Origin of the sequence: Paenibacillus sp. FSL R5-0636 (genome assembly GCF_037974255.1) — a bacterium.
Lineage (GTDB): Bacteria > Bacillota > Bacilli > Paenibacillales > Paenibacillaceae > Paenibacillus_AQ > Paenibacillus_AQ odorifer.
The window spans coordinates 950,183-970,794 of record NZ_CP150232.1 but is presented as its reverse complement, the minus strand read 5'-3'; the positions used below and the strand labels follow the sequence as shown (position 1 = coordinate 970,794).

The following is a 20,612-nucleotide window of genomic DNA, read 5'->3' as shown; positions in this document are numbered from 1 at the left end:
AGGGATGCGCTGTTTCTTTTTTAATTCTGCTAAGCAATTAATCACTTTGTCTATCATATATATCTGAATGTGCCAACGATGTAATGACGATTCCCACATATTGTAATGTGCCAATTATTTAAAAAGTGTTGCAATTTCTTTAAAAAACATTAATATAGAACTTATACTAAATCTAAAATCAAATCTCATGAGGTGATTCTATTAATGAGCTCCAATAATAATAATCTTACAACCAGCTGGGGTGCTCCAGTAGGCGACAATCAGAATTCAATGACAGCCGGTGACCGCGGTCCCACTTTGCTGCAAGATGTCCATCTGCTTGAGAAATTAGCCCACTTTAACAGAGAACGTGTTCCTGAACGTGTCGTTCATGCTAAAGGTGCTGGCGCTCACGGGTATTTTGAAGTTACAAAAGATCTGACCCAATACACAAAAGCTAACTTTTTGTCTGAAGTAGGCAAACGTACACCGTTGTTCATTCGTTTTTCTACTGTAGCTGGTGAATTAGGTTCTGCTGATACCGTACGCGACCCTCGTGGTTTTGCCGTGAAGTTCTATACTGAAGAAGGAAACTATGATCTCGTAGGTAACAATACGCCTGTATTCTTCGTTCGTGATGCGATTAAATTCCCGGACTTTATTCATACACAGAAACGTGATCCACAGACACATCTGAAGAACCCGAATGCTGTATGGGACTTCTGGTCTTTATCGCCTGAATCTCTGCATCAGGTAACGATTTTGATGTCGGATCGCGGAATTCCAGCTACGCTGAGACATATGCATGGGTTTGGTAGCCATACCTTCAAGTGGGTAAATGCCGAGGGTAATACAGTCTGGGTGAAATACCATTTCAAAACAGAACAAGGCATTAAGAATCTAGATGCAGACCTTGCTTCCAAAATCGCTGGGGAAAACCCGGATTATCATACAGAAGACTTGTTCAATGCTATTGATAAAGGAGATTTCCCTGCTTGGAAGCTCTACGTGCAAATTATGCCGATCGAGGATGCGAAGACTTACCGTTTTGATCCATTTGATGTAACAAAGGTCTGGTCACAAAAAGATTATCCGTTAATCGAGGTTGGCCGTATGGTATTGGATCGCAATCCGGAGAACTACTTCGCTGAAGTAGAACAAGTCACATTCTCTCCCGGCTCTTTCGTTCCTGGTATTGAAGCTTCGCCGGATAAATTGCTACAAGGCCGTCTGTTCGCGTATGGTGATGCACACCGCCACCGGGTTGGCCCTAACCACAACAGCCTGCCTATCAACCGTCCAAAAGTAGAAGTGAAGAACTATCAACGTGATGGTGGCATGGCCTTGGGCAACAATGGCGGTTCCGGAGCCTATTACGAGCCTAACAGCTTAGGGGGACCAAAAGAATCACCGCAGCATAAAACATCGCCGTTCGAAGTCTCCGGATATGCGGATAGTGTCGCCTACAATAGTGACGATCACTATACACAACCAGGTGACTTGTACCGTCTAATGTCTGAAGAAGAACGTACCCGTCTAGTTCAAAACATCGTTGGCGCTATGACTCCTGTTGAAAGTAACGATATCAAACGTCGCCAGATTGAACATTTCTTTAAGGCTGATCCAGACTTGGGACAGCGTATCGCATCCGGTTTGGGTCTATCCGTACCAGACGGAATGTAAGACTGTAAATGCACTTATAAACTAAAGAGGACCTTTGCCCGTAGATGGGAAAGGTCCTCTTTTTACTAATTAGCTGAAAACATAATAAATGATGACAATCACAACGCACAGCGTAGAGACAATGGATAGACATGAAAAAAACGTGTTCCAGTTATTGCCTTTCATTTGTCTTATACACGACCAGTATAGTGGTTCTTTGGTGCTCTGCCCCATCACGTGATGATTTAACTACCGAACCGTAACAGATATTCACAATCTGTTCCTCCCGTAGTCCTGCCAGGAACTCATTAGCTTTATTCTCTGCATAAGAATTATCAGCATCTACAAACTCTTTAACTTGAATCATCCTGATCTCCTCCTTTAATAAATTAAGTAGTTATTTTATAGTTCTGGAATCTATATGTGAACTCAACGAAATGTACATGGCGTATCACTCCCCAGGTAACAATTAATGTAAAAATATCTTCAAAATATAGTATAGGCATTTCGCAGTTTTCTACGAAATGCCTATGCATCAGCCTATCATAGCACCCAAGTATGTAATAGTCAAAGGTTTTCATTACAATATTTAGAAGGTTTTAATTCCCCTTTTAAAATGGATTGGATTTACAAATAGAAGCTGGTATACTGATCAGAAGGTCTCCATTGGGGGACCTCTATTTGTATAGGAGGGATTTTAAGATGGCAACACACCATAACAAGTTTACAAGGAATGTGCTACTTAGAGGGGGTGAAATCTACTATGAACCATAGTCTTATCTATGAAGGCTCACGGACACAGCTGCTTCAGCAGCTTATTTATTTTGATGAGGAAAAAATCGCATTTCTAAATCAATACTTTCCGGTACGAAGCAAGGATAGAAGCAATGCTGAAACGCTGTTGTCCCGTTATTGCTCCGAGCTGGAACAATTACTAACTGAGTTTAATGGTGAAGATTTAAATTCTCAGGTCTTTATCGGAAGCCAGTTGCAGCTTCGTTACTTGGACGATAATACTACAGATATCTATACCATCGTATTTCCTAACCAAGCAGAACCTAACGATAACAAGATTTCTATGTTGTCACCTATAGGCATGCAGTTGCTGCTGGCTGAGCTCGGCAGTACTTGTCAGCTAGCGATTCCTTCAGGTCAACTAGAGGTGAAGATCGAAAGTATTAAGTTCGTGAATAATGGTGAGGTAGGCGTTCTTATATAAGGACGATCCCTTATAAACCCACTACAGCAGCGTCCCTTTCCTATATTAAGGAGGGGGGCGTTTCTATTATTTAAGTCTCCGTAAGATATGTCCAATCAAAAAAACACCCGCCTAATACCGGCAGGTGTTTCTCATTATAAGCGGGTGATGGGAATCGAACCCACGCTATCAGCTTGGAAGGCTGAAGTTCTACCATTGAACTACACCCGCAAAGGTATAAAATCGGGATGACACGATTTGAACATGCGACCCCCTGGTCCCAAACCAGGTGCTCTACCAAGCTGAGCTACATCCCGTTAACAATACTATAACTGCTTAGTAATAAAATGGCGCGCCCTGAGAGATTCGAACTCCCGGCCTTTTGATTCGTAGTCAAACGCTCTATCCAGCTGAGCTAAGGGCGCAAAATCTATATGGAGCGGACGACGGGAATCGAACCCGCGACCCTCGCCTTGGCAAGGCGATGCTCTACCGCTGAGCCACGTCCGCAAAAACATGGTGCGCGTGAAGGGACTCGAACCCCCACGTCGTGAAACGCCAGATCCTAAGTCTGGTGCGTCTGCCAATTCCGCCACACGCGCACACTTTAAAGAAAATGGTGAGCCATGAAGGACTCGAACCTTCGACACCCTGATTAAAAGTCAGGTGCTCTACCAACTGAGCTAATGGCTCTCATAAATGGCTGGGGATATAGGATTTGAACCTATGCATGACGGAGTCAAAGTCCGTTGCCTTACCGCTTGGCTAATCCCCAATAATAATTAACTAAATGGCGGAACCGACGGGATTCGAACCCGCGATCTCCTGCGTGACAGGCAGGCATGTTAGGCCAACTACACCACGGTTCCATAGACATAATGCATAAGTGTAAATTGGTTGCGGGGGCAGGATTTGAACCTGCGGCCTTCGGGTTATGAGCCCGACGAGCTACCGGGCTGCTCCACCCCGCGTCATTAATAAGTATATACTATTCATTTTCACCATACCAGCTTATCCCTAAACATAATGTATAAGAGTAAATTGGTTGCGGGGGCAGGACTTGAACCTGCGACCTTCGGGTTATGAGCCCGACGAGCTACCGGGCTGCTCCACCCCGCGTCAGTGAAAATAATATGGTGGAGGCTGAGGGGATCGAACCCCCGACCCTCTGCTTGTAAGGCAGATGCTCTCCCAGCTGAGCTAAGCCTCCATGATATGACCCGTATGGGATTCGAACCCATGTTACCTCCGTGAAAGGGAGGTGTCTTAACCCCTTGACCAACGGGCCATGCTAATAATTTTTATGGCGGAGAGAGAGGGATTCGAACCCTCGAGACGCTTGTGGCGCCTACACGATTTCCAATCGTGCTCCTTCGGCCAAACTCGGACACCTCTCCATAAATGGCTCCCCGAACAGGACTCGAACCTGTGACAACTCGATTAACAGTCGAGTGCTCTACCAACTGAGCTATCAGGGAATATGGTGGGCCTTAGTGGACTCGAACCACCGACCTCACCCTTATCAGGGGTGCGCTCTAACCAGCTGAGCTAAAGGCCCTTCTAAGACATATTAATATTAAGGGCAAAAAAAATACCACGGGTAATGTGGTTGTCCGCTTGGCGGCGTCCTACTCTCCCAGGACCCTTCGGTCCAAGTACCATCGGCGCTGGAGGGCTTAACGGTCGTGTTCGGGATGGGTACGTGTGGAACCCCTCCGCTATCGCCACCAAACGGGCATTTACAGCGTAAATGCTCAGGCTTAATCGTCTGAAAACTGAATCCGAAACGAATCTGCATTCTAAATATTGGATAAGCCCTCGACCGATTAGTATTGGTCAGCTCCATGCATTGCTGCACTTCCACCTCCAACCTATCTACCTCGTCGTCTTCAAGGGGTCTTACTAATTGGGAAATCTCATCTTGAGGGGGGCTTCACGCTTAGATGCTTTCAGCGCTTATCCCGTCCGTACGTAGCTACCCAGCCATGCTCCTGGCGGAACAACTGGTGCACCAGCGGTACGTCCATCCCGGTCCTCTCGTACTAAGGACAGCTCCTCTCAAATTTCCTGCGCCCACGACAGATAGGGACCGAACTGTCTCACGACGTTCTGAACCCAGCTCGCGTACCGCTTTAATGGGCGAACAGCCCAACCCTTGGGACCTACTTCAGCCCCAGGATGCGATGAGCCGACATCGAGGTGCCAAACCTCCCCGTCGATGTGGACTCTTGGGGGAGATAAGCCTGTTATCCCCAGGGTAGCTTTTATCCGTTGAGCGATGGCCCTTCCATGCGGTACCACCGGATCACTAAGTCCGACTTTCGTCCCTGCTCGACTTGTAGGTCTCGCAGTCAAGCTCCCTTATGCCTTTGCACTCTGCGAATGATTTCCAACCATTCTGAGGGAACCTTGGAACGCCTCCGTTACTCTTTAGGAGGCGACCGCCCCAGTCAAACTGCCCGCCTGACACGGTCCCCGTACCCGGTAAGGGTACTAGGTTAGAACCTAGATACGATCAGGGTGGTATCCCAACGGCGCCTCCACCGAAGCTTGCGCTCCGATTTCTACGGCTCCCACCTATCCTGTACAGATCGTACCCAAATTCAATATCAAGCTGCAGTAAAGCTCCATGGGGTCTTTCCGTCTTGTCGCGGGTAACCTGCATCTTCACAGGTATTAAAATTTCACCGGATCTCTCGTTGAGACAGCGCCCAAGTCGTTACGCCATTCGTGCGGGTCAGAATTTACCTGACAAGGAATTTCGCTACCTTAGGACCGTTATAGTTACGGCCGCCGTTTACTGGGGCTTCGGTTCATAGCTTCGGGTTACCCCTAACCACTCCCCTTAACCTTCCAGCACCGGGCAGGCGTCAGCCCGTATACTTCGCCTTGCGGCTTCGCACAGACCTGTGTTTTTGCTAAACAGTCGCTTGGGCCTTTTCACTGCGGCCCCCTCGTGCTATTCACACTACCGGGGCACCCCTTCTCCCGAAGTTACGGGGTCATTTTGCCGAGTTCCTTAACGAGAGTTCTTCCGCGCGCCTTAGAATTCTCTTCTCGCCTACCTGTGTCGGTTTGCGGTACGGGCACCTTCTCCTGGCTAGAGGCTTTTCTTGGCAGTGTGAGATCATGACCTTCGCTACTATAATTTTCGCTCCCCATCACAGCCTAGCCTTAACGATGTGCGGATTTGCCTACACATCAGCCTCACTGCTTAGACGGACATCCATCAGTCCGCGTCACTACCCTCCTGCGTCACCCCATCGCTCATAGCGGATTACGGTGGTACAGTAATTTCAAACTGTTGTCCTTCGACTACGCCTTTCGGCCTCGCCTTAGGTCCCGACTTACCCTGAGCGGACGAGCCTTCCTCAGGAAACCTTGGGCTTTCGGCGGATCAGATTCTCACTGATCTTTTCGTTACTCATACCGGCATTCTCACTTGTGTAGTGTCCAGCGCTCTTTTCAGTACACCTTCAACCCCTACACAACGCTCCCCTACCCCAGATACATACGTATCTAGCCATAGCTTCGGTGGTGTGTTTAGCCCCGTTACATTTTCGGCGCAGAGTCACTCGACCAGTGAGCTATTACGCACTCTTTCAATGGTGGCTGCTTCTAAGCCAACATCCTGGTTGTCTGTGCAACTCCACATCCTTTCCCACTTAACACACACTTGGGGACCTTAGCTGATGGTCTGGGCTGTTTCCCTTTTGACAATGGATCTTAGCACTCACTGTCTGACTCCCGGCAATAAGTATATGGCATTCGGAGTTTGACTGAGCTTGGTAATCCTTGCGGACCCCGCACCCAATCAGTGCTCTACCTCCACTACTCTTATACCGAGGCTAGCCCTAAAGCTATTTCGGGGAGAACCAGCTATCTCCGAGTTCGATTGGAATTTCTCCGCTACCCCCACCTCATCCCCGCACTTTTCAACGTACGTGGGTTCGGGCCTCCAGTGCGTGTTACCGCACCTTCACCCTGGACAGGGGTAGATCACACGGTTTCGGGTCTACGTCCACATACTAAGTCGCCCTATTCAGACTCGCTTTCGCTGCGGCTCCACCTTCTCGGCTTAACCTTGCATGTTAAACGTAACTCGCCGGTTCATTCTACAAAAGGCACGCCATCACCCATAGATCGGGCTCTGACTTTTTGTAAGCACACGGTTTCAGGTTCTATTTCACTCCCCTTCCGGGGTGCTTTTCACCTTTCCCTCACGGTACTGTTTCACTATCGGTCGCCAGGTAGTATTTAGCCTTAGCAGATGGTCCTGCTGGATTCATACGGGGTTTCACGTGCCCCGCACTACTCGGGATCCGTCTCGGAGAGAACACAGTTTAGGTTACAGGGCTTTTACCTCTATCGCGGGCCTTTCCAGACCTCTTCACCTACCATATTCCTTTGTAACTCCATGTGAGACGTCCCACAACCCCAAGAGGCAAGCCCCTTGGTTTAGGCTGTTCCGCGTTCGCTCGCCGCTACTGACGGAATCACTATTGTTTTCTCTTCCTCAGGGTACTTAGATGTTTCAGTTCCCCTGGTCTGCCTCTACATTTCCTATGTATTCAGAAATGAGTAACTGCGAATTACCACAGCTGGGTTTCCCCATTCGGACACCCCCGGATCAAAGCTTGCTTACAGCTCCCCGAGGCAGTTTCGTTGTTCGCCACGTCCTTCGTCGGCTCCTGGCGCCTAGGCATCCTCCGTGTGCTCTTATTAGCTTAACCTTGATTCTTCCGAAGAAAAATCTCACTAATAACATTTACTTGTTTACACAAGTTGCTAAAAGATGTTCTAAAACGCAAATTCGTTTCGGTATCCAGTTTTCAAGGATCAAGTCTTACTTGAGAGCTTAAACTCTCAAAACTGAGCAACGAGTGAGTAACAGGCCTAAACCTGAGTTTGGAAGCTTAGCTTCCGATTTGAATGTCTTCATTGCAGAAGACGATTCTCCATAGAAAGGAGGTGATCCAGCCGCACCTTCCGATACGGCTACCTTGTTACGACTTCACCCCAATCATCTACCCCACCTTCGGCGGCTGGCTCCCTTGCGGGTTACCCCACCGACTTCGGGTGTTGTAAACTCTCGTGGTGTGACGGGCGGTGTGTACAAGACCCGGGAACGTATTCACCGCGGCATGCTGATCCGCGATTACTAGCAATTCCGACTTCATGCAGGCGAGTTGCAGCCTGCAATCCGAACTGAGACCGGCTTTGATGGGATTGGCTCCACCTCGCGGCTTCGCTTCCCGTTGTACCGGCCATTGTAGTACGTGTGTAGCCCAGGTCATAAGGGGCATGATGATTTGACGTCATCCCCACCTTCCTCCGGTTTGTCACCGGCAGTCACTCTAGAGTGCCCAGCATTACCTGCTGGCAACTAAAGTTAAGGGTTGCGCTCGTTGCGGGACTTAACCCAACATCTCACGACACGAGCTGACGACAACCATGCACCACCTGTCTCCTCTGTCCCGAAGGCCGCTGCTATCTCTAGCAGATTCAGAGGGATGTCAAGACCTGGTAAGGTTCTTCGCGTTGCTTCGAATTAAACCACATACTCCACTGCTTGTGCGGGTCCCCGTCAATTCCTTTGAGTTTCAGTCTTGCGACCGTACTCCCCAGGCGGAGTGCTTACTGTGTTAACTTCGGCACCAAGGGTATCGAAACCCCTAACACCTAGCACTCATCGTTTACGGCGTGGACTACCAGGGTATCTAATCCTGTTTGCTCCCCACGCTTTCGCGCCTCAGCGTCAGTTACAGCCCAGAAAGTCGCCTTCGCCACTGGTGTTCCTCCACATATCTACGCATTTCACCGCTACACGTGGAATTCCACTTTCCTCTTCTGTACTCAAGCCACCCAGTTTCCAGTGCGACCTCAGGTTGAGCCCAAGGTTTAAACACCAGACTTAAATAGCCGCCTGCGCGCGCTTTACGCCCAATAATTCCGGACAACGCTTGCCCCCTACGTATTACCGCGGCTGCTGGCACGTAGTTAGCCGGGGCTTTCTTCTCAGGTACCGTCACTCCGGTAGCAGTTACTCTACCGGACGTTCTTCCCTGGCAACAGAGCTTTACGATCCGAAAACCTTCATCACTCACGCGGCGTTGCTCCGTCAGGCTTTCGCCCATTGCGGAAGATTCCCTACTGCTGCCTCCCGTAGGAGTCTGGGCCGTGTCTCAGTCCCAGTGTGGCCGTTCACCCTCTCAGGTCGGCTACGCATCGTCGCCTTGGTGGGCCGTTACCCCACCAACTAGCTAATGCGCCGCAGGCCCATCCCTCAGTGACAGATTGCTCCGTCTTTCATTCTTCTCTCAGGAGAAAAAAGAAATTATCCGGTATTAGCTACCGTTTCCGGTAGTTATCCCAGTCTGAAGGGCAGGTTGCCTACGTGTTACTCACCCGTCCGCCGCTAAGTCATTTTGAAAGCAAGCTTTCAAAATGACTCCGCTCGACTTGCATGTATTAGGCACGCCGCCAGCGTTCGTCCTGAGCCAGGATCAAACTCTCCAATTAGTATTGAAAAGAGCGATATGCTCATTTTGAAACATCTGACGAGAAAATTAATTCTCTAATTTTGGATTTCACTTACGTGATTTCCTACTCACTCGTTGTTCAGTTTTCAAAGATCAAGTTCTCGTTGGCGCCGTTTAATGTCTCAGCAGCAACTCTTATACTATATCATGTTCGGCTATTTAATGTCAAGCTCTTTTTTCAATTTCTTTTTCGAGCTCGGCATGTGTATTTCTTGGCCGGACTTAGAATATATCATGTATAGAGATTCATTGCAAGCTTTATTTTAAAAAAACTAAACACATACTTTTCCGAAATTGTATCGCAACCGCATTCCCCTTTTCCGCGTCTATCTATTCAACATCAAAGTCCCCTTCATACATAGGTATCAACTCCATTATTTTTTTGGCAAAGAGGTGATTCATATAAAGACCTTGCATGATCTCTAGCTTCCCTCTAAAAGGAGGTTGGAGAATCAATGAGCAGAAGTGTGAAAAAGCAACCCGTGTGCAGCGACCAACAGAAACACGGTTCCTCATGGGCTAAAAAGCAAGCCAATAAAGCCGTCCGCCGCTCCCCTGGCGACATCCCTAAAGGGAAATGGTATCAGAAACTGTATAACAGCTGGAACATTTGCGACTACAGCTTTTACCAAACTAAACAGCAGGCGATTCATGAATGGGAAACAAACAACTGGATCCAGATGAGATTTCCCTCCCGCCAAGAGGCCATTCAAGATTGGCACAAGTCTTATAGAAGAAAGTAAATCAAAAGATGCCCCGGCAGGGAAGCGCCGGGGCATCTTTTTACCTATAAGCTTAATTTAACACCTACAGTTACAATCTCAGATGGTCCGACCTCTAAGTGGTCAACCGAAGACGTTGCTCCTTGTAAAGCAGGGTTAGGCTGCTCTAAGATATTGCTTTTAAATAAATACTCTTGAGGACTGTTCACTTTCAGTTGCAATTGTGTCTGCTGAGCGGACATATTGTACCAACGCAAAAACAAGTCGCCGGAAGTTCCGTTCATTTTCATGGATGAGAAGGCCATGTTGTCTCCCTCCCAAACCAATGGGGTATATCCAGAGTTCAACTTCCCGCTATGCAGGCCGGTCTGACATACCGTCCAAGGGGTCTGAAATTGATAGGCCTCTGTAAATGCCCGTTGTTCACTTCCCTCACCAGAATGAGGAATCAGCTCCAGTTGTGCTGTGTATTCGCCCAGGCACTGAGCTTCCGGAGTTGGGAACCAGCCCCAATCCCCCAATTCCCCTACGCTGCGTAGCAAGGTGACGGCAATAGTATTGCGTCCATCCCGCAGAACCTCATATTCGTTCAATCCCTGGTTGGCTACCGTAAGTCCTACATTGCCATTGCTGACATCGACAAAGGATTGCTGATGTTGAGTGTTGCTCGGATTTGCCCATTCTGGTGCCGGATTATTGTCCCGTGTAGCCACTTCAAACATAGAATCCACACTATGCACATCGGTAGACAGATCGGTCGGGAACAGCATTCGCACCCGGTGATCCTTGGCTTGGTTATTAATTGTGGATTCAATATGCACACCTTTGCCTTCCCGCTCCAGCGATACGACGGTACGAAGCTTCAAAACCACCGTATTTACGCTCCGCTGCGCTTTACGCTCAGGATAATACACAAGTGCACGCTGTTCCGCCTCCAAGGTGTCATCCGCCGAAGCCGGAATCTCCCAATCTATTTGGATCTCAATGGCCGCACGGAAGGGAGAGTCTTCAATCACCTTAATGACTGCAGGCTGGCCTTTGGTCGTCAGCGCTTGTTCACCTTCTGGCTGCTTGTACATGTATTCATTGCCTACGTCTCCGGTATTCTCGTAAATCCCCAACTCACGATAAGTGGTACCGCTGTGCTTATCCAATAACGTAAATGAACCATCTTCAGCAACAACAACCTTGAGAAACTCATTCTCCAAGCTGCGCTCTCCTTCTATTAAAGAGCTTCCCCAAGCGGATTCCGCAGCTGATTGTACCCAAGCGTAAGTACAAAGCCCAAGTGCAGGCACATTGCGGGCTTCAAAAGTAAGTCTCACCTTGCGGCACATATACGGCTGGCGGAATTGGTCATCAGGCAGATCATAACCAAAGCTTAAACCTAGATCTTCCACTGTAGACGCTAATTCCTCCCCTGTGTGATCGACGAGAATCCGGCCGGACAAATCAACAGCCAGCATTCTGCGGGCGGTCTCATCCAACGGATAACCCTCACGCAGATATAACCGTTCAGCATCCAGCTCTATAGTCACCGTTCCCGTACGCTTCCACCCCGTGGTATTCATCACTATAAAAGGAACTGCATCTTCCCCGTAGGCGGAAAAGCCCGAAGTCTCCACTTGATCTGCGATAAACTTAACGCTGTCATCTATGATGTTCTCGGCAACATGCCGACTTTTATCAAAACGCGTTACCATCTCACGATGCACTTCATCCACACTACAACCACAGATACTGTCATGCGGATGGTTCTGCATCAGCGTCTTCCAGGCATAGGTGAATAGATGATGTGGGTAGTCCTGTCCGGACAGGCGGGCGATGGAGGCCAGCGGCTCGGCTACTTTTTCCAAAAGAGTCTGGCCCAGCTGGTTCATCTGCTTCAAATAAACCCGGGCTGAGGCTGTGTTCACCAAGGTGCCCCATCCGTCTGTACGCTGGCTGCGCAGTTCCCCGGTAACGGTGGAGAGCTCCCGCTGACCCGAAGATAATTGCTGATCCAAGTCTTGCAGATAGTCCGGGAAATTCGAATGCACGAACTTCACTTCAGGGTATAGCTTTTCGGCGGTGCGGATAGCTTCCGGCAAATCCAATTGCAGAGGCTGGTGGTCGCACCCGTTCATGAACAATAACTCCCCCGTTGAAGCATACTTCTCTGCATCCGCAAGCTTACGGTCCCAGAATTCCCGGGCCGCACCTTCCTCTACAGGAACTTCATTGCCGTTAGAATACCAGTTGGCAAATAGGATACCGAGAATTTTGGATCCATCCGGCCCTTCCCAGATCAGCTCGGAGAAAGAGGACTCATAACCCGCATCCGATACAGTGTTGTTAAATCCCGTAGGCTTCACCCCGCGTCCAAAAAAAGCATTCGTAATCCCTGACTGCAACATCAGCTGCGGAGTCTGTCCGACCAAGCCAAAGGTATCGGGAAAATAACCGATTTTGGAAGGCTCGCCGTATTTCTCGGCATCCTGATGGCCGATCTGCATATTCCGCACATTTGCCTCACCGCTCGTCAGGAACGCATCCTGCAAAATGTACCAAGGTCCAATCAAGATTCGTCCATCCCGGATATACTGCTCCAGCTTCTCTTTGTTCTCTGGCCGAACCTGAAGATAATCCTCCAGAATAATGGTTTGCCCATCGAGGTAAAAACTGCGGAAGGCGGAATCTCCGTCCAGCTTGGCAAGCAGTGCATCCACCAGCTGAACCAGACGGACGTGGTGTTTCTCATAGGGCAAATACCATTCACGGTCCCAGTGAGTATGGGACACGATATGGGCTGTTTTGGTTGTTGTGTGGGTCATCTGTGTGTACACCTCAGTTCCTCAGCATTTATTAAGCGTAATGTAAACCTCTTCAGGTCTGTAGACAGCTACCAGCTTGCCCGCTGAATCAGCTGCAAACAACACCGAACGTTCTTTCTCCAGTAAAAATGAGTAATGAGCTCCAGTTGCAGGATCTTTTATTTCAAGTTCGGCATCCCAGGCGTATTCAGATACGAAGATATACAATGAACCTTCTGCAAAAGCAAGCTTTCGCCCGTACACACCTGGCAGGTCTCCACCGCTGATCCATTCCAGCTCGGTTTCGATACCTGCGGCTTGTGCAGCATATTGGTAGAGCGCGGCAATCGGCTCGTCGCGGTCATTCAGTTCTAAAGGTAGCGGGCACCAGATCAGGCGACCTGTGCCAATCTGGCGTTCGATGAGGTGATCACCTACACCGCCTGAGCTAGACGAATCAACATCTGCATTTGCTGGCGTTTCTTTTACTAGCTCCGCGATTCGCTTCTGTCCATAGGACACCACAAACTTGCGTCCGTTTAATAGAAGCTGCTCCTCACGGCGCATGTTGCCAAGTTTACGGGCTCCTACTATTGCGTCCATACGATCCGAAGGTTGCCAATACGCATCAACCCCCAATGCTCCAGTAATGAGTAGAACGGCACCTGTACGCTCCACTATGTCCAGCAATTGCTGAAGGGCGTCATTATCCAGATTGTGCACACTCGGCAGGAGAATCAACTTAGCCGGCTCTGCCTCCAGCGGAGCCAGATCGTATTCCGATACGGCGCGGAAAGGCAAATGAAGCTGATAAGATAAGATCCGTGTCAGGCGGGTAGTCGCATCATAGGCGAGCTTCCGGTTAGAGAAGTCATTAGAGTAAGGGAAAACCACGGCAATCTCTTCCAGCTTCCGCCCGTCAAATAATCCCCCGGCTTCGCCGATGAACCGCCCAAAATCATAAGACACATCCGCTTCCGGCTTCTCAGTCCCATCGGCCCGCAGCGCACCGATCTGTGATTCATTGGCATTATCCATATAAAAGTTCGTGTTCCAGATCCATTGCACAGCCCCGGCACCTCCAGAAGCAAACGCATAGGCATATTTGCGCTCCAGCATGGCCCGCAATTCTTCCTCACTGCGTTTAGCCCGTCCGTCTGGCGTCTCTACGTACATGATGCCGGTCTCCTGAATGAGGTTCGGTTTGTGATGGGTTTTGGCAAAAATCCCATCCCAGAGCAGATTGTCATTCAACCACCAGCTGTGAACAGTGGTGTAATCGACATCACGCTCATAAAAGAACGGCGATGGCCGTTGGGCACCCAAAGCCTCATCCTGCCCTACGGTCACTAAATGATCTGGGCTGAGTTCCTTAATAGTGCCGCTAAGCTCCCTTGCCCATACGTTGTGCATGTCCATGGAGAACAGGCAGTAGTCGAGCCAACGTGTGCCGCGCTTCCCGGAATGAATATCCTGCACACTGAAGTTAATCTCTTCTTGCTCAGGAGGTTGTGCAGCCGCAAAATCCGGCAATTCCAGCGGCGTCATATTCCAGCGCTCTTGCAGCGAAGTTATATCACCATGGCGTTCTTCCAGCCAAGCAGAGAAAGCAGCGCGTTCATATTTATCTCGCGCCGAGCTCGGTCCGTCCGAGAAAATCCGCGGCGGATCAAACATTGACGGTTCATTGATCAAATCCCAATCGACATGGGTTGTCGTGCGATGCCGGGCGACGATGGAGCGGATGAACCGTTTTTGCGCTTCTACACTGCGCGGATCGAGATAAGGATTCGTCCCTTCCCAAGTCTCCGGCGTAAAGGAGAAGAACGTAAAGGTAACCTGCAGCTCATGCCGCTTCGCAGTCAGTAGAAAAGCATCAATCGCCCGCAGCACTTCTTCCGAGGCATGACCGTCTACCTGCATAATATTGCGGTAGGCTGTCCAGATGCCGGTACGAATCCAGTTGATGCCTGCCTTCCGCATCTGTGCCATATCCCGATCCCAGACATCAGCATTTGGCAGGAATAGAAACTTCCGCGCTACGTCAGAGGTCATATAAGTCATGCCGACAACAGGTAAAGGCTGACCGTCTTTGATAAAATAATCTCTTCCAGCCTTAATCGGTTCCCCCTGCGATAACAGGCCGACGTCATATCCCCAAAAGCCTTGACGCAACATCCGCACTTCGCCTTCTTCAGATACAGCATGGCAAGAAAGATGATACAGGCCAGGTTGAATTTCTACAGCAAGCGGTACACGCAGGAAGTTCAGCTCGCGACTGACCTCAAGCTTGCACTCGTGAGTGAAACATGGGATAGACTCCCCGTCTTTGCTCAGAGTGATGTTCAGGGTCCACTGCGCTGATGTCGGTGACGATTGGCTGCGGCTTAGCCGCTGGCCCTGCATAAACAGCAGCGGCCGCTCGCCTTCTTCATAAGAAGCATAGTTAGGCTTCAGCCACAGCTCTGTTACACCCCGAGCGGCAAAAGTTGCCCAGCGGGTTAATGCTTCCGTGCCGCCTTGATTCCAGAAATCAGGCGTAAGCGGTTGGCCGATGAAGATCCAGCGGCCACCGGCAAAAGGCCCGCCGATATGCTCCCACAGCACAGCTGGAGCTGAAACTTCCCGCCCGGCGGCGGTAATGCCCTTAAGCAGCGGATAAATCCGCGTGTCCATAGGTCCACTGGAACCCATCTGCTCCGGCAGGTCACTGCTTTTAGTGACATGCGGCACCAGGTTCCAGGTATCCGCCAGAGCCAGCAGCTGCTCATCACCTACGAAGAGCGGAATGTCTCTAAGCGCAACATGCTGCTGTATGCGATCTGCGCTGCTCACACGCAGCGCTTCATGGATATGCAGCTGGCGGTGATAGGCAGTCTGCTCAGCTTCGATCCGCCACTCTTCAGCGACTAGGCGGACTGGATGCTTAAACGGGGCACCCCCAATGCTGATCAAGCTGCCGCCTCTGCTCAAATAAGCGACGATGGAAGGCCAAGCCTCCTTCGGGAAGTATGGAGCATGGAAGCTAACGAAGCAGTCCCCGGCCTTGGCGCTGTCCAGCGTTTCGGCCAGCTGTTCTGCATGAACAGGAGAGTCAGTATGATGTAATCCTATGGACTGTGCCTGTTCTGTGGTCAGTCCGCCCGCTGCGGTATACCCGGGAAAAGACGGGTCCGCGAACAGGATGATACGGCCCCCGCTCACAGAATACCTTCCTTCATCGCCCGATAGACAAGCTGCGAAAATAAGCTGTTAGACCATGCAAACCAGCTGCGGGTAAATACACTAGGATCATCTACATGGAAACCTTCATGCATATATCCGGTTCCGGCATCCGTACTTTCCAGCATCGCAATCAGTTCCAGCTTCTCTTCGGCAGTCTGAGCCGTAATGCCCTGCATGGACAACGCCATGTGCCAGATATAGTTCTCCGGAGTGTGCGGGCTGCCGATCCCTTTGGCAGCTGTGCCTTCGTAATAGAACGGATTTTCTTTGCTCAATGCGAAACGTCTGGTGTTCTGGTAGATGGGATCATCCGCCGAAGCGTAACCCAGATACGGAATGGAGATCAGTCCGGGCGTTCCCGCATCGTCCATCAGGCAGTAATTGCCGAAGCCATCGGTCTCATAAGCATAAATCGGACCAAACTCCGGATGGCGATAAATGCCGTAGAGCTTGATGCCATGATCCACTTCAAATTCCAGCTCTTTAAGTTCAGCCAGGAAGTCTAGATCGCGGAAGACCCACTCCGCGAATTCCTGCATCTGGCGCAGCGCGACAACAGCGAACATATTGCCAGGAATGTTGTAGTGGAAATCACAGGCATCATCGCTGGACCGGAAGCCCGACCAGATCATTCCGGTATAGTTCACCGGCATGCCGAGACCGCTATTGCGCAGAGAATCTTCCGGAATGCCGTTATTGCGGCTGAACCGGTACGGAGACTGCTCGAAATGCCGCTGCTCTCTTTTGAACAAATCGAAGATCTGGCGCATGGCCGACTTGAACCCCGCGTCGAAGAAATCAGTCAGACCCGTCTCTTTCCAGTAGGTATAAGCGAGGCGTACGACAAAACATAACGAATCAATCTCAAATTTACGCTCCCACACCCATGGCGACATCTCGGTCACATCCGTAGTGTTCCAGTGCCAGTCATTGGCCGACTCATTAAATGCATTGGCGTAAGGATCGATATGAATATACTGAATATGGCGTTTGATAAGACCGCCGATAATGCGCTGGAGATCGGGATCGTTTTTGGCCAGAGGCACGTATTGAATTACCTGCTCCACTGAATCACGCAGCCAGGAGGCCGGAATATCGCCGGTAATCACAAAGGTGGTTCCGTCATCCAGCAGTTTTGTCGTCGTCTCCAGCGTATTCGGAAAACAGTTCTTGAACAGCTGCAACAGCTTCGGGCGATGTGCCAGCTTCTCCTCTGCTTCGGCAAGCACTTCTTGTACAGCCTGCGGCAGCGGTAGCTGGGGCATTGCTATTTTGGGTAATCGGAATTGTTCCAAGTGAGTTATGCTCCTTTGCATCTGTGATGTGATTATTTAACTTCTGATGTAGATTGTTTTGATCTCGTAAGGGGCAAAGTGAAGTTCCAGTTCACCGCCAGCCGTGTGTCCGATCAGTTCCAGCTGCTCTTCCAGAGCATTGGACAGGTAGACGCTCTGAACCGGATGCTGCCATTTGAGCTGAACCCGCTCGCGGCCTCCCGAGGATTCGTAGAAACGCAGAACAGTCCCCTGCCCATCCTCGGATGGCTTGATCGTATCCAGCACCACATGCTCACCGGAGAATCCGATAAATGAGCCCGTTGGCGGCAGCTGCCCCTGTGTTGATGAAGCGGCAAAAGTATACAGCTCATGATTTAGCTCTGCTGCACGGCGAACAGTATGAGCCTCCTGCCAATCCCCACGGTGCGGATATAGCGAATAGGTGAAGTCATGCTCGCCGAGATCCGCAGTAGCATCCGGCCATTTCGGCGCGCGCAGGAGCGACAAACGAATGGTGCTGCCTTGGATGTCATAGCCGTATTTGCAATCATTCAGCAGACTGACACCATATCCGCGTTCGGATACATCGGCAAAACGGTGCCCGCAAACCTCATATTGCGCCTGCTCCCAGCTGGTGTTGCGGTGGGTCGGACGTTCCAGCGCACCAAAAGGTATCTCGTAAGTCGCTTTATCCGCCACAACATCAATTGGAAACCCTACCTTAAGCAGCTTATGGGCTTCGTTCCAGCTTACATGCGTCTGGAAATCAATCCGGGGATTATGGTGATGTAGAATCATATCCTGAGTAATCTCGGATTGGCCCAGCTTCCAGCGGAAGCGCAAAATATCCTGCACCGCCCCAGTGCGGATCACTGCCTTTTCTATAAGTTCAGCCTCCCCGGCGGGTTGGGCTTCATAACGGTTGTCAATGTCCCAGGCATCCCAAAGCGTGGGACGGTCGTGGAAAAAGTGGAAGCGGTTCGCCGGCTCACCGGATTTTACGATCTCCCGGTTTACTTTTTTATCAAAAAGGCTGGTGATTTCTCCCCGCTCGTTAAAGGTAATACGATAATAGTCCGTCTCCCAACGGTCGCCGAAGGGAACAGCTCCTACAACTGTTTGATTATGTTCATCAGCGGCAGATTCTGCATGACTTTCATCGGATGTGTTCTGAGACAGTTCACGAATCCAGATCGTTTTGTAACCAAAGGCTGGAATCTCCGGAACGAGAACCGAGACACCAGAAACTGCTGCCTCTTCCGTCAGGACATCTGCTTCCAGCAGTACGTTATCCTCGCCATACACCGCAAAGTTTCCGCTGGCGACTCCTTCTTCATTGAGGGCAAGTTCGACCACGGCATCCCGAGTCCAACCCAAACTATTAAAAACAATGTAAGGTGTGCCCTCGCCTGATGTGTTAATGTTCCCCGCCAATGCCGCAAGCCCCGGCTGAAGGGCAACACGGCCAAGCTCAAACACCTCTGCGTATTCCTTCTCCGAGGTCTCGTAAGCTTCGGTAATCGCCGAGCCCGGAATAATATCATGGAACTGGTTCAACAAAATCAGCTTCCAGCCCTGATGCAGCTGCCCGGCAACTACGGCACGTTGCTCTGTGTCCAGCTGCGGCGAAGCTAGTGTCTGCCACAGCTCCGCTTCACGGTACAACACTTCCGCCTTGCGGTTGTTCCGCTTGTTGCGGCCGTGCGTAGTGTAGGTGCCGCGGTGCAGCTCCAGATACAGATCGCCCCGCCACTGCGGCAGCTGCGGCTGACTGTGCGTAATGCCCGCGAAAAAATCCGCGGCATTACTGTATTTGCTTTCCGGCTGGCCGACCATTAGCTCGGCACGCTGGATATATTCCAGCATCTCGCGCGTGACCCCGCCGCCGCCGTCACCATGCCCATAGAGCAGCATCTGCTCGTTATGTTTATCTTTTTCGCGGAAGGACTGATAGTGTTCATGCACATCTTTGGGCAGCGTATTCTCATTAACCCCGTGATTCAGATAAGACAACATTGGTGTGCCGTCAATGCCGACCCAATGGAACAGATCGTAAGGGAAGACATTAGTGTCATTCCAGCCCAGCTTGGTGGTCATAAAATATTTGATTCCACCATGCTGCAGAATCTGCGGCAGAGAGGCGCAGTAGCCGAAGGTATCCGGCAGCCACTCAATCTGCGAGGTGCGCCCGAACTCTTTCAGATAAAAGCGTTGGCCATACAGCATTTGCCGCATCAGCGATTCTCCGCTCGGAATGTTCAGATCCGGTTCGATCCACATTCCACCGACCAGTTCCCAGCGTCCTTCACGGATGCGCGTCTTGACCTTCTCATAGAGTACCGGGTCATTGTCTTTCAAATATTCGAACAGCAGCGGCTGGCTCTGCGCATATTGATAGTCAGGATATTCGTCCATCAGGGCATTCACCGTCGAGAACGTCCGGCTAGTCTTGCGCACGGTCTCGCGCGCAGGCCACAGCCAAGCAATATCGATATGGGACTGGCCCACCATGTGGATTGTTCCTTCGGCATGACCGCCGATCTCCCCGACTCTGCCCCGCAGCTTCTGCTCGATTCGCGTAATCTCACCACCATCGCGGATCTCCTGCGTGGTAAGGCCAACGAATTCATCCATCGCCACATACAAAGCTTCCAGCATCCGGTTACGGCGCTGGTCCTGCTCAGGCAGCAGAATTGCCGAATCGCGAATCACTACTGCCGTGTACATTAGACTCTGCACAGGTCTGTTCACCAGCACCAGCTGGCTGTGGATCAGCCGAATCGGCGGCTGGATCACCGCCTGTTGATTTAATGGGTCCACCGGCTCGGGGACCGGATCGAAGAGTTCGATTTCCAGTTCCAACGGACGGCCAGAAGGATCGCCTGTCAGGGTCACAAAGGTATGATTGCGGTCGAGTCCTTGCCGCGATTCACCGTTCACCCGCAGCAGCCCTTCCCCACCTGAAGCAAAAATCAGTCCGATGTGGCCCGGCAGCCAGTTAGCCGGAATCTCCAAAGTACGGCGGAAGAAATAGGTCGTTCCTTGCACACTCGGGAACAGATCATAATTGCTGCCGTCCTTGTAAGGCTGCAGCTTGTCATACTGTCCCGGCAATTGATACACCGAGGACATAATCTCCCAATCGCGCAATTCCTCCACCTCTAACCATTGCTGCTCGGAGAGCTCGCGGATGAAGCGTTTAATGCGTTCCATGT

8 protein-coding genes, 15 tRNA genes and 3 rRNA genes are annotated in these 20,612 nt (G+C 50.6%); 3 read left to right on the top strand and 23 right to left on the bottom strand.

The features are described 5' to 3' along the window. Positions 1–204 precede the first annotated feature (204 nt). Complete coding sequence (gene katA / locus MKX34_RS04205) at positions 205–1,662, top strand: catalase KatA (RefSeq protein ID WP_036686886.1); 1,458 nt, start codon at positions 205–207, stop codon at positions 1,660–1,662. 151 nt (positions 1,663–1,813) lie between these two features. On the opposite strand, the gene MKX34_RS04200 is transcribed toward katA, so the two are convergent. Then, the gene (locus MKX34_RS04200; protein WP_036686883.1) at positions 1,814–2,008 is read right to left on the bottom strand and encodes a sporulation protein Cse60; all 195 of its coding nucleotides are present in this window, start codon (positions 2,006–2,008) and stop codon (positions 1,814–1,816) included. A 396-nt stretch (positions 2,009–2,404) separates the two neighbouring features. Here MKX34_RS04200 and MKX34_RS04195 point away from each other — a divergent pair, with 396 nt between their 5' ends. Then, positions 2,405–2,860: a GreA/GreB family elongation factor gene (locus MKX34_RS04195; RefSeq protein ID WP_036686880.1), complete on the top strand. Its 456-nt coding sequence runs from the start codon at positions 2,405–2,407 to the stop codon at positions 2,858–2,860. A gap of 139 nt (positions 2,861–2,999) precedes the next feature. Here the strand turns inward: MKX34_RS04195 and MKX34_RS04190 are convergent. The 18 genes from MKX34_RS04190 to MKX34_RS04105 all read right to left on the bottom strand — a co-directional run bounded on the left by MKX34_RS04190 (position 3,000) and on the right by MKX34_RS04105 (position 9,361). Further along, a tRNA-Gly gene (locus MKX34_RS04190) sits at positions 3,000–3,070 on the bottom strand. Between the two features lie 12 nt (positions 3,071–3,082). After that, positions 3,083–3,156, bottom strand: a tRNA-Pro gene (locus MKX34_RS04185). Between the two features lie 31 nt (positions 3,157–3,187). After that, a tRNA-Arg gene (locus tag MKX34_RS04180) sits at positions 3,188–3,264 on the bottom strand. 10 nt (positions 3,265–3,274) lie between these two features. Then, positions 3,275–3,349, bottom strand: a tRNA-Gly gene (locus MKX34_RS04175). 7 nt (positions 3,350–3,356) lie between these two features. Next, positions 3,357–3,441 (bottom strand) — tRNA-Leu (locus tag MKX34_RS04170). Between the two features lie 15 nt (positions 3,442–3,456). Continuing rightward, positions 3,457–3,532 (bottom strand) — tRNA-Lys (locus tag MKX34_RS04165). A 7-nt stretch (positions 3,533–3,539) separates the two neighbouring features. Continuing rightward, positions 3,540–3,614: transfer RNA gene (locus MKX34_RS04160), tRNA-Gln, on the bottom strand. Positions 3,615–3,630: 16 nt separating this feature from the next. Beyond that, positions 3,631–3,708, bottom strand: a tRNA-Asp gene (locus tag MKX34_RS04155). Positions 3,709–3,733: 25 nt separating this feature from the next. Beyond that, positions 3,734–3,810: transfer RNA gene (locus MKX34_RS04150), tRNA-Met, on the bottom strand. A gap of 71 nt (positions 3,811–3,881) precedes the next feature. Next, positions 3,882–3,958 (bottom strand) — tRNA-Met (locus MKX34_RS04145). Between the two features lie 15 nt (positions 3,959–3,973). Beyond that, positions 3,974–4,049: transfer RNA gene (locus MKX34_RS04140), tRNA-Val, on the bottom strand. 6 nt (positions 4,050–4,055) lie between these two features. Beyond that, positions 4,056–4,127: transfer RNA gene (locus MKX34_RS04135), tRNA-Glu, on the bottom strand. Positions 4,128–4,143: 16 nt separating this feature from the next. Next, positions 4,144–4,236 (bottom strand) — tRNA-Ser (locus MKX34_RS04130). A 5-nt stretch (positions 4,237–4,241) separates the two neighbouring features. Continuing rightward, a tRNA-Asn gene (locus MKX34_RS04125) sits at positions 4,242–4,317 on the bottom strand. 3 nt (positions 4,318–4,320) lie between these two features. Further along, positions 4,321–4,397: transfer RNA gene (locus tag MKX34_RS04120), tRNA-Ile, on the bottom strand. Positions 4,398–4,454: 57 nt separating this feature from the next. After that, positions 4,455–4,571: ribosomal RNA gene (gene rrf, locus MKX34_RS04115) — 5S ribosomal RNA — on the bottom strand. Between the two features lie 74 nt (positions 4,572–4,645). Next, positions 4,646–7,572: ribosomal RNA gene (locus MKX34_RS04110) — 23S ribosomal RNA — on the bottom strand. A gap of 231 nt (positions 7,573–7,803) precedes the next feature. Further along, positions 7,804–9,361, bottom strand: a 16S ribosomal RNA gene (locus MKX34_RS04105). The 16S, 23S and 5S rRNA genes sit together here with 15 tRNA genes alongside, the layout of an rRNA operon. A gap of 475 nt (positions 9,362–9,836) precedes the next feature. Here MKX34_RS04105 and MKX34_RS04100 point away from each other — a divergent pair. Then, a complete protein-coding gene (locus MKX34_RS04100) occupies positions 9,837–10,124 on the top strand; it encodes a hypothetical protein (protein ID WP_036684938.1) in 288 nt (95 codons plus the stop codon). Positions 10,125–10,168: 44 nt separating this feature from the next. Here the strand turns inward: MKX34_RS04100 and MKX34_RS04095 are convergent, their stop codons facing one another. Genes MKX34_RS04095 through MKX34_RS04080 form a run of 4 tightly spaced genes read right to left on the bottom strand, consistent with a single transcriptional unit; the run spans position 10,169 to position 20,610 of the window. After that, complete coding sequence (locus MKX34_RS04095) at positions 10,169–12,916, bottom strand: alpha-mannosidase (protein ID WP_076296221.1); 2,748 nt, start codon at positions 12,914–12,916, stop codon at positions 10,169–10,171. A 21-nt stretch (positions 12,917–12,937) separates the two neighbouring features. Continuing rightward, positions 12,938–16,099 carry an alpha-amylase family protein gene (locus MKX34_RS04090; RefSeq protein ID WP_256717596.1) on the bottom strand — a complete coding sequence of 1,054 codons (3,162 nt, stop codon included), beginning with the start codon at positions 16,097–16,099 and terminating at the stop codon, positions 12,938–12,940. Next, positions 16,096–17,415, bottom strand: coding sequence for a glycoside hydrolase family 125 protein (locus MKX34_RS04085; RefSeq protein WP_076098666.1), 1,320 nt, complete (start codon positions 17,413–17,415; stop codon positions 16,096–16,098). The genes MKX34_RS04090 and MKX34_RS04085 overlap by 4 nt, the downstream gene beginning before the upstream one ends. Positions 17,416–17,451: 36 nt before the next feature. Beyond that, positions 17,452–20,610, bottom strand: coding sequence for an alpha-mannosidase (locus MKX34_RS04080; RefSeq protein WP_076296219.1), 3,159 nt, complete (start codon positions 20,608–20,610; stop codon positions 17,452–17,454). Positions 20,611–20,612: the final 2 nt, after the last annotated feature.

Coding starts and splice junctions, on each gene's coding strand:
- MKX34_RS04100 (WP_036684938.1), top strand. CDS start 9,837: ATGAGCAGAAGTGTGAAAAAGCAACCCGTGTGCAGCGACCAACAGAAA.
- MKX34_RS04080 (WP_076296219.1), bottom strand. CDS start 20,610: ATGGAACGCATTAAACGCTTCATCCGCGAGCTCTCCGAGCAGCAATGG.
- MKX34_RS04095 (WP_076296221.1), bottom strand. CDS start 12,916: ATGACCCACACAACAACCAAAACAGCCCATATCGTGTCCCATACTCAC.
- MKX34_RS04195 (WP_036686880.1), top strand. CDS start 2,405: ATGAACCATAGTCTTATCTATGAAGGCTCACGGACACAGCTGCTTCAG.
- MKX34_RS04200 (WP_036686883.1), bottom strand. CDS start 2,008: ATGATTCAAGTTAAAGAGTTTGTAGATGCTGATAATTCTTATGCAGAG.
- katA (WP_036686886.1), top strand. CDS start 205: ATGAGCTCCAATAATAATAATCTTACAACCAGCTGGGGTGCTCCAGTA.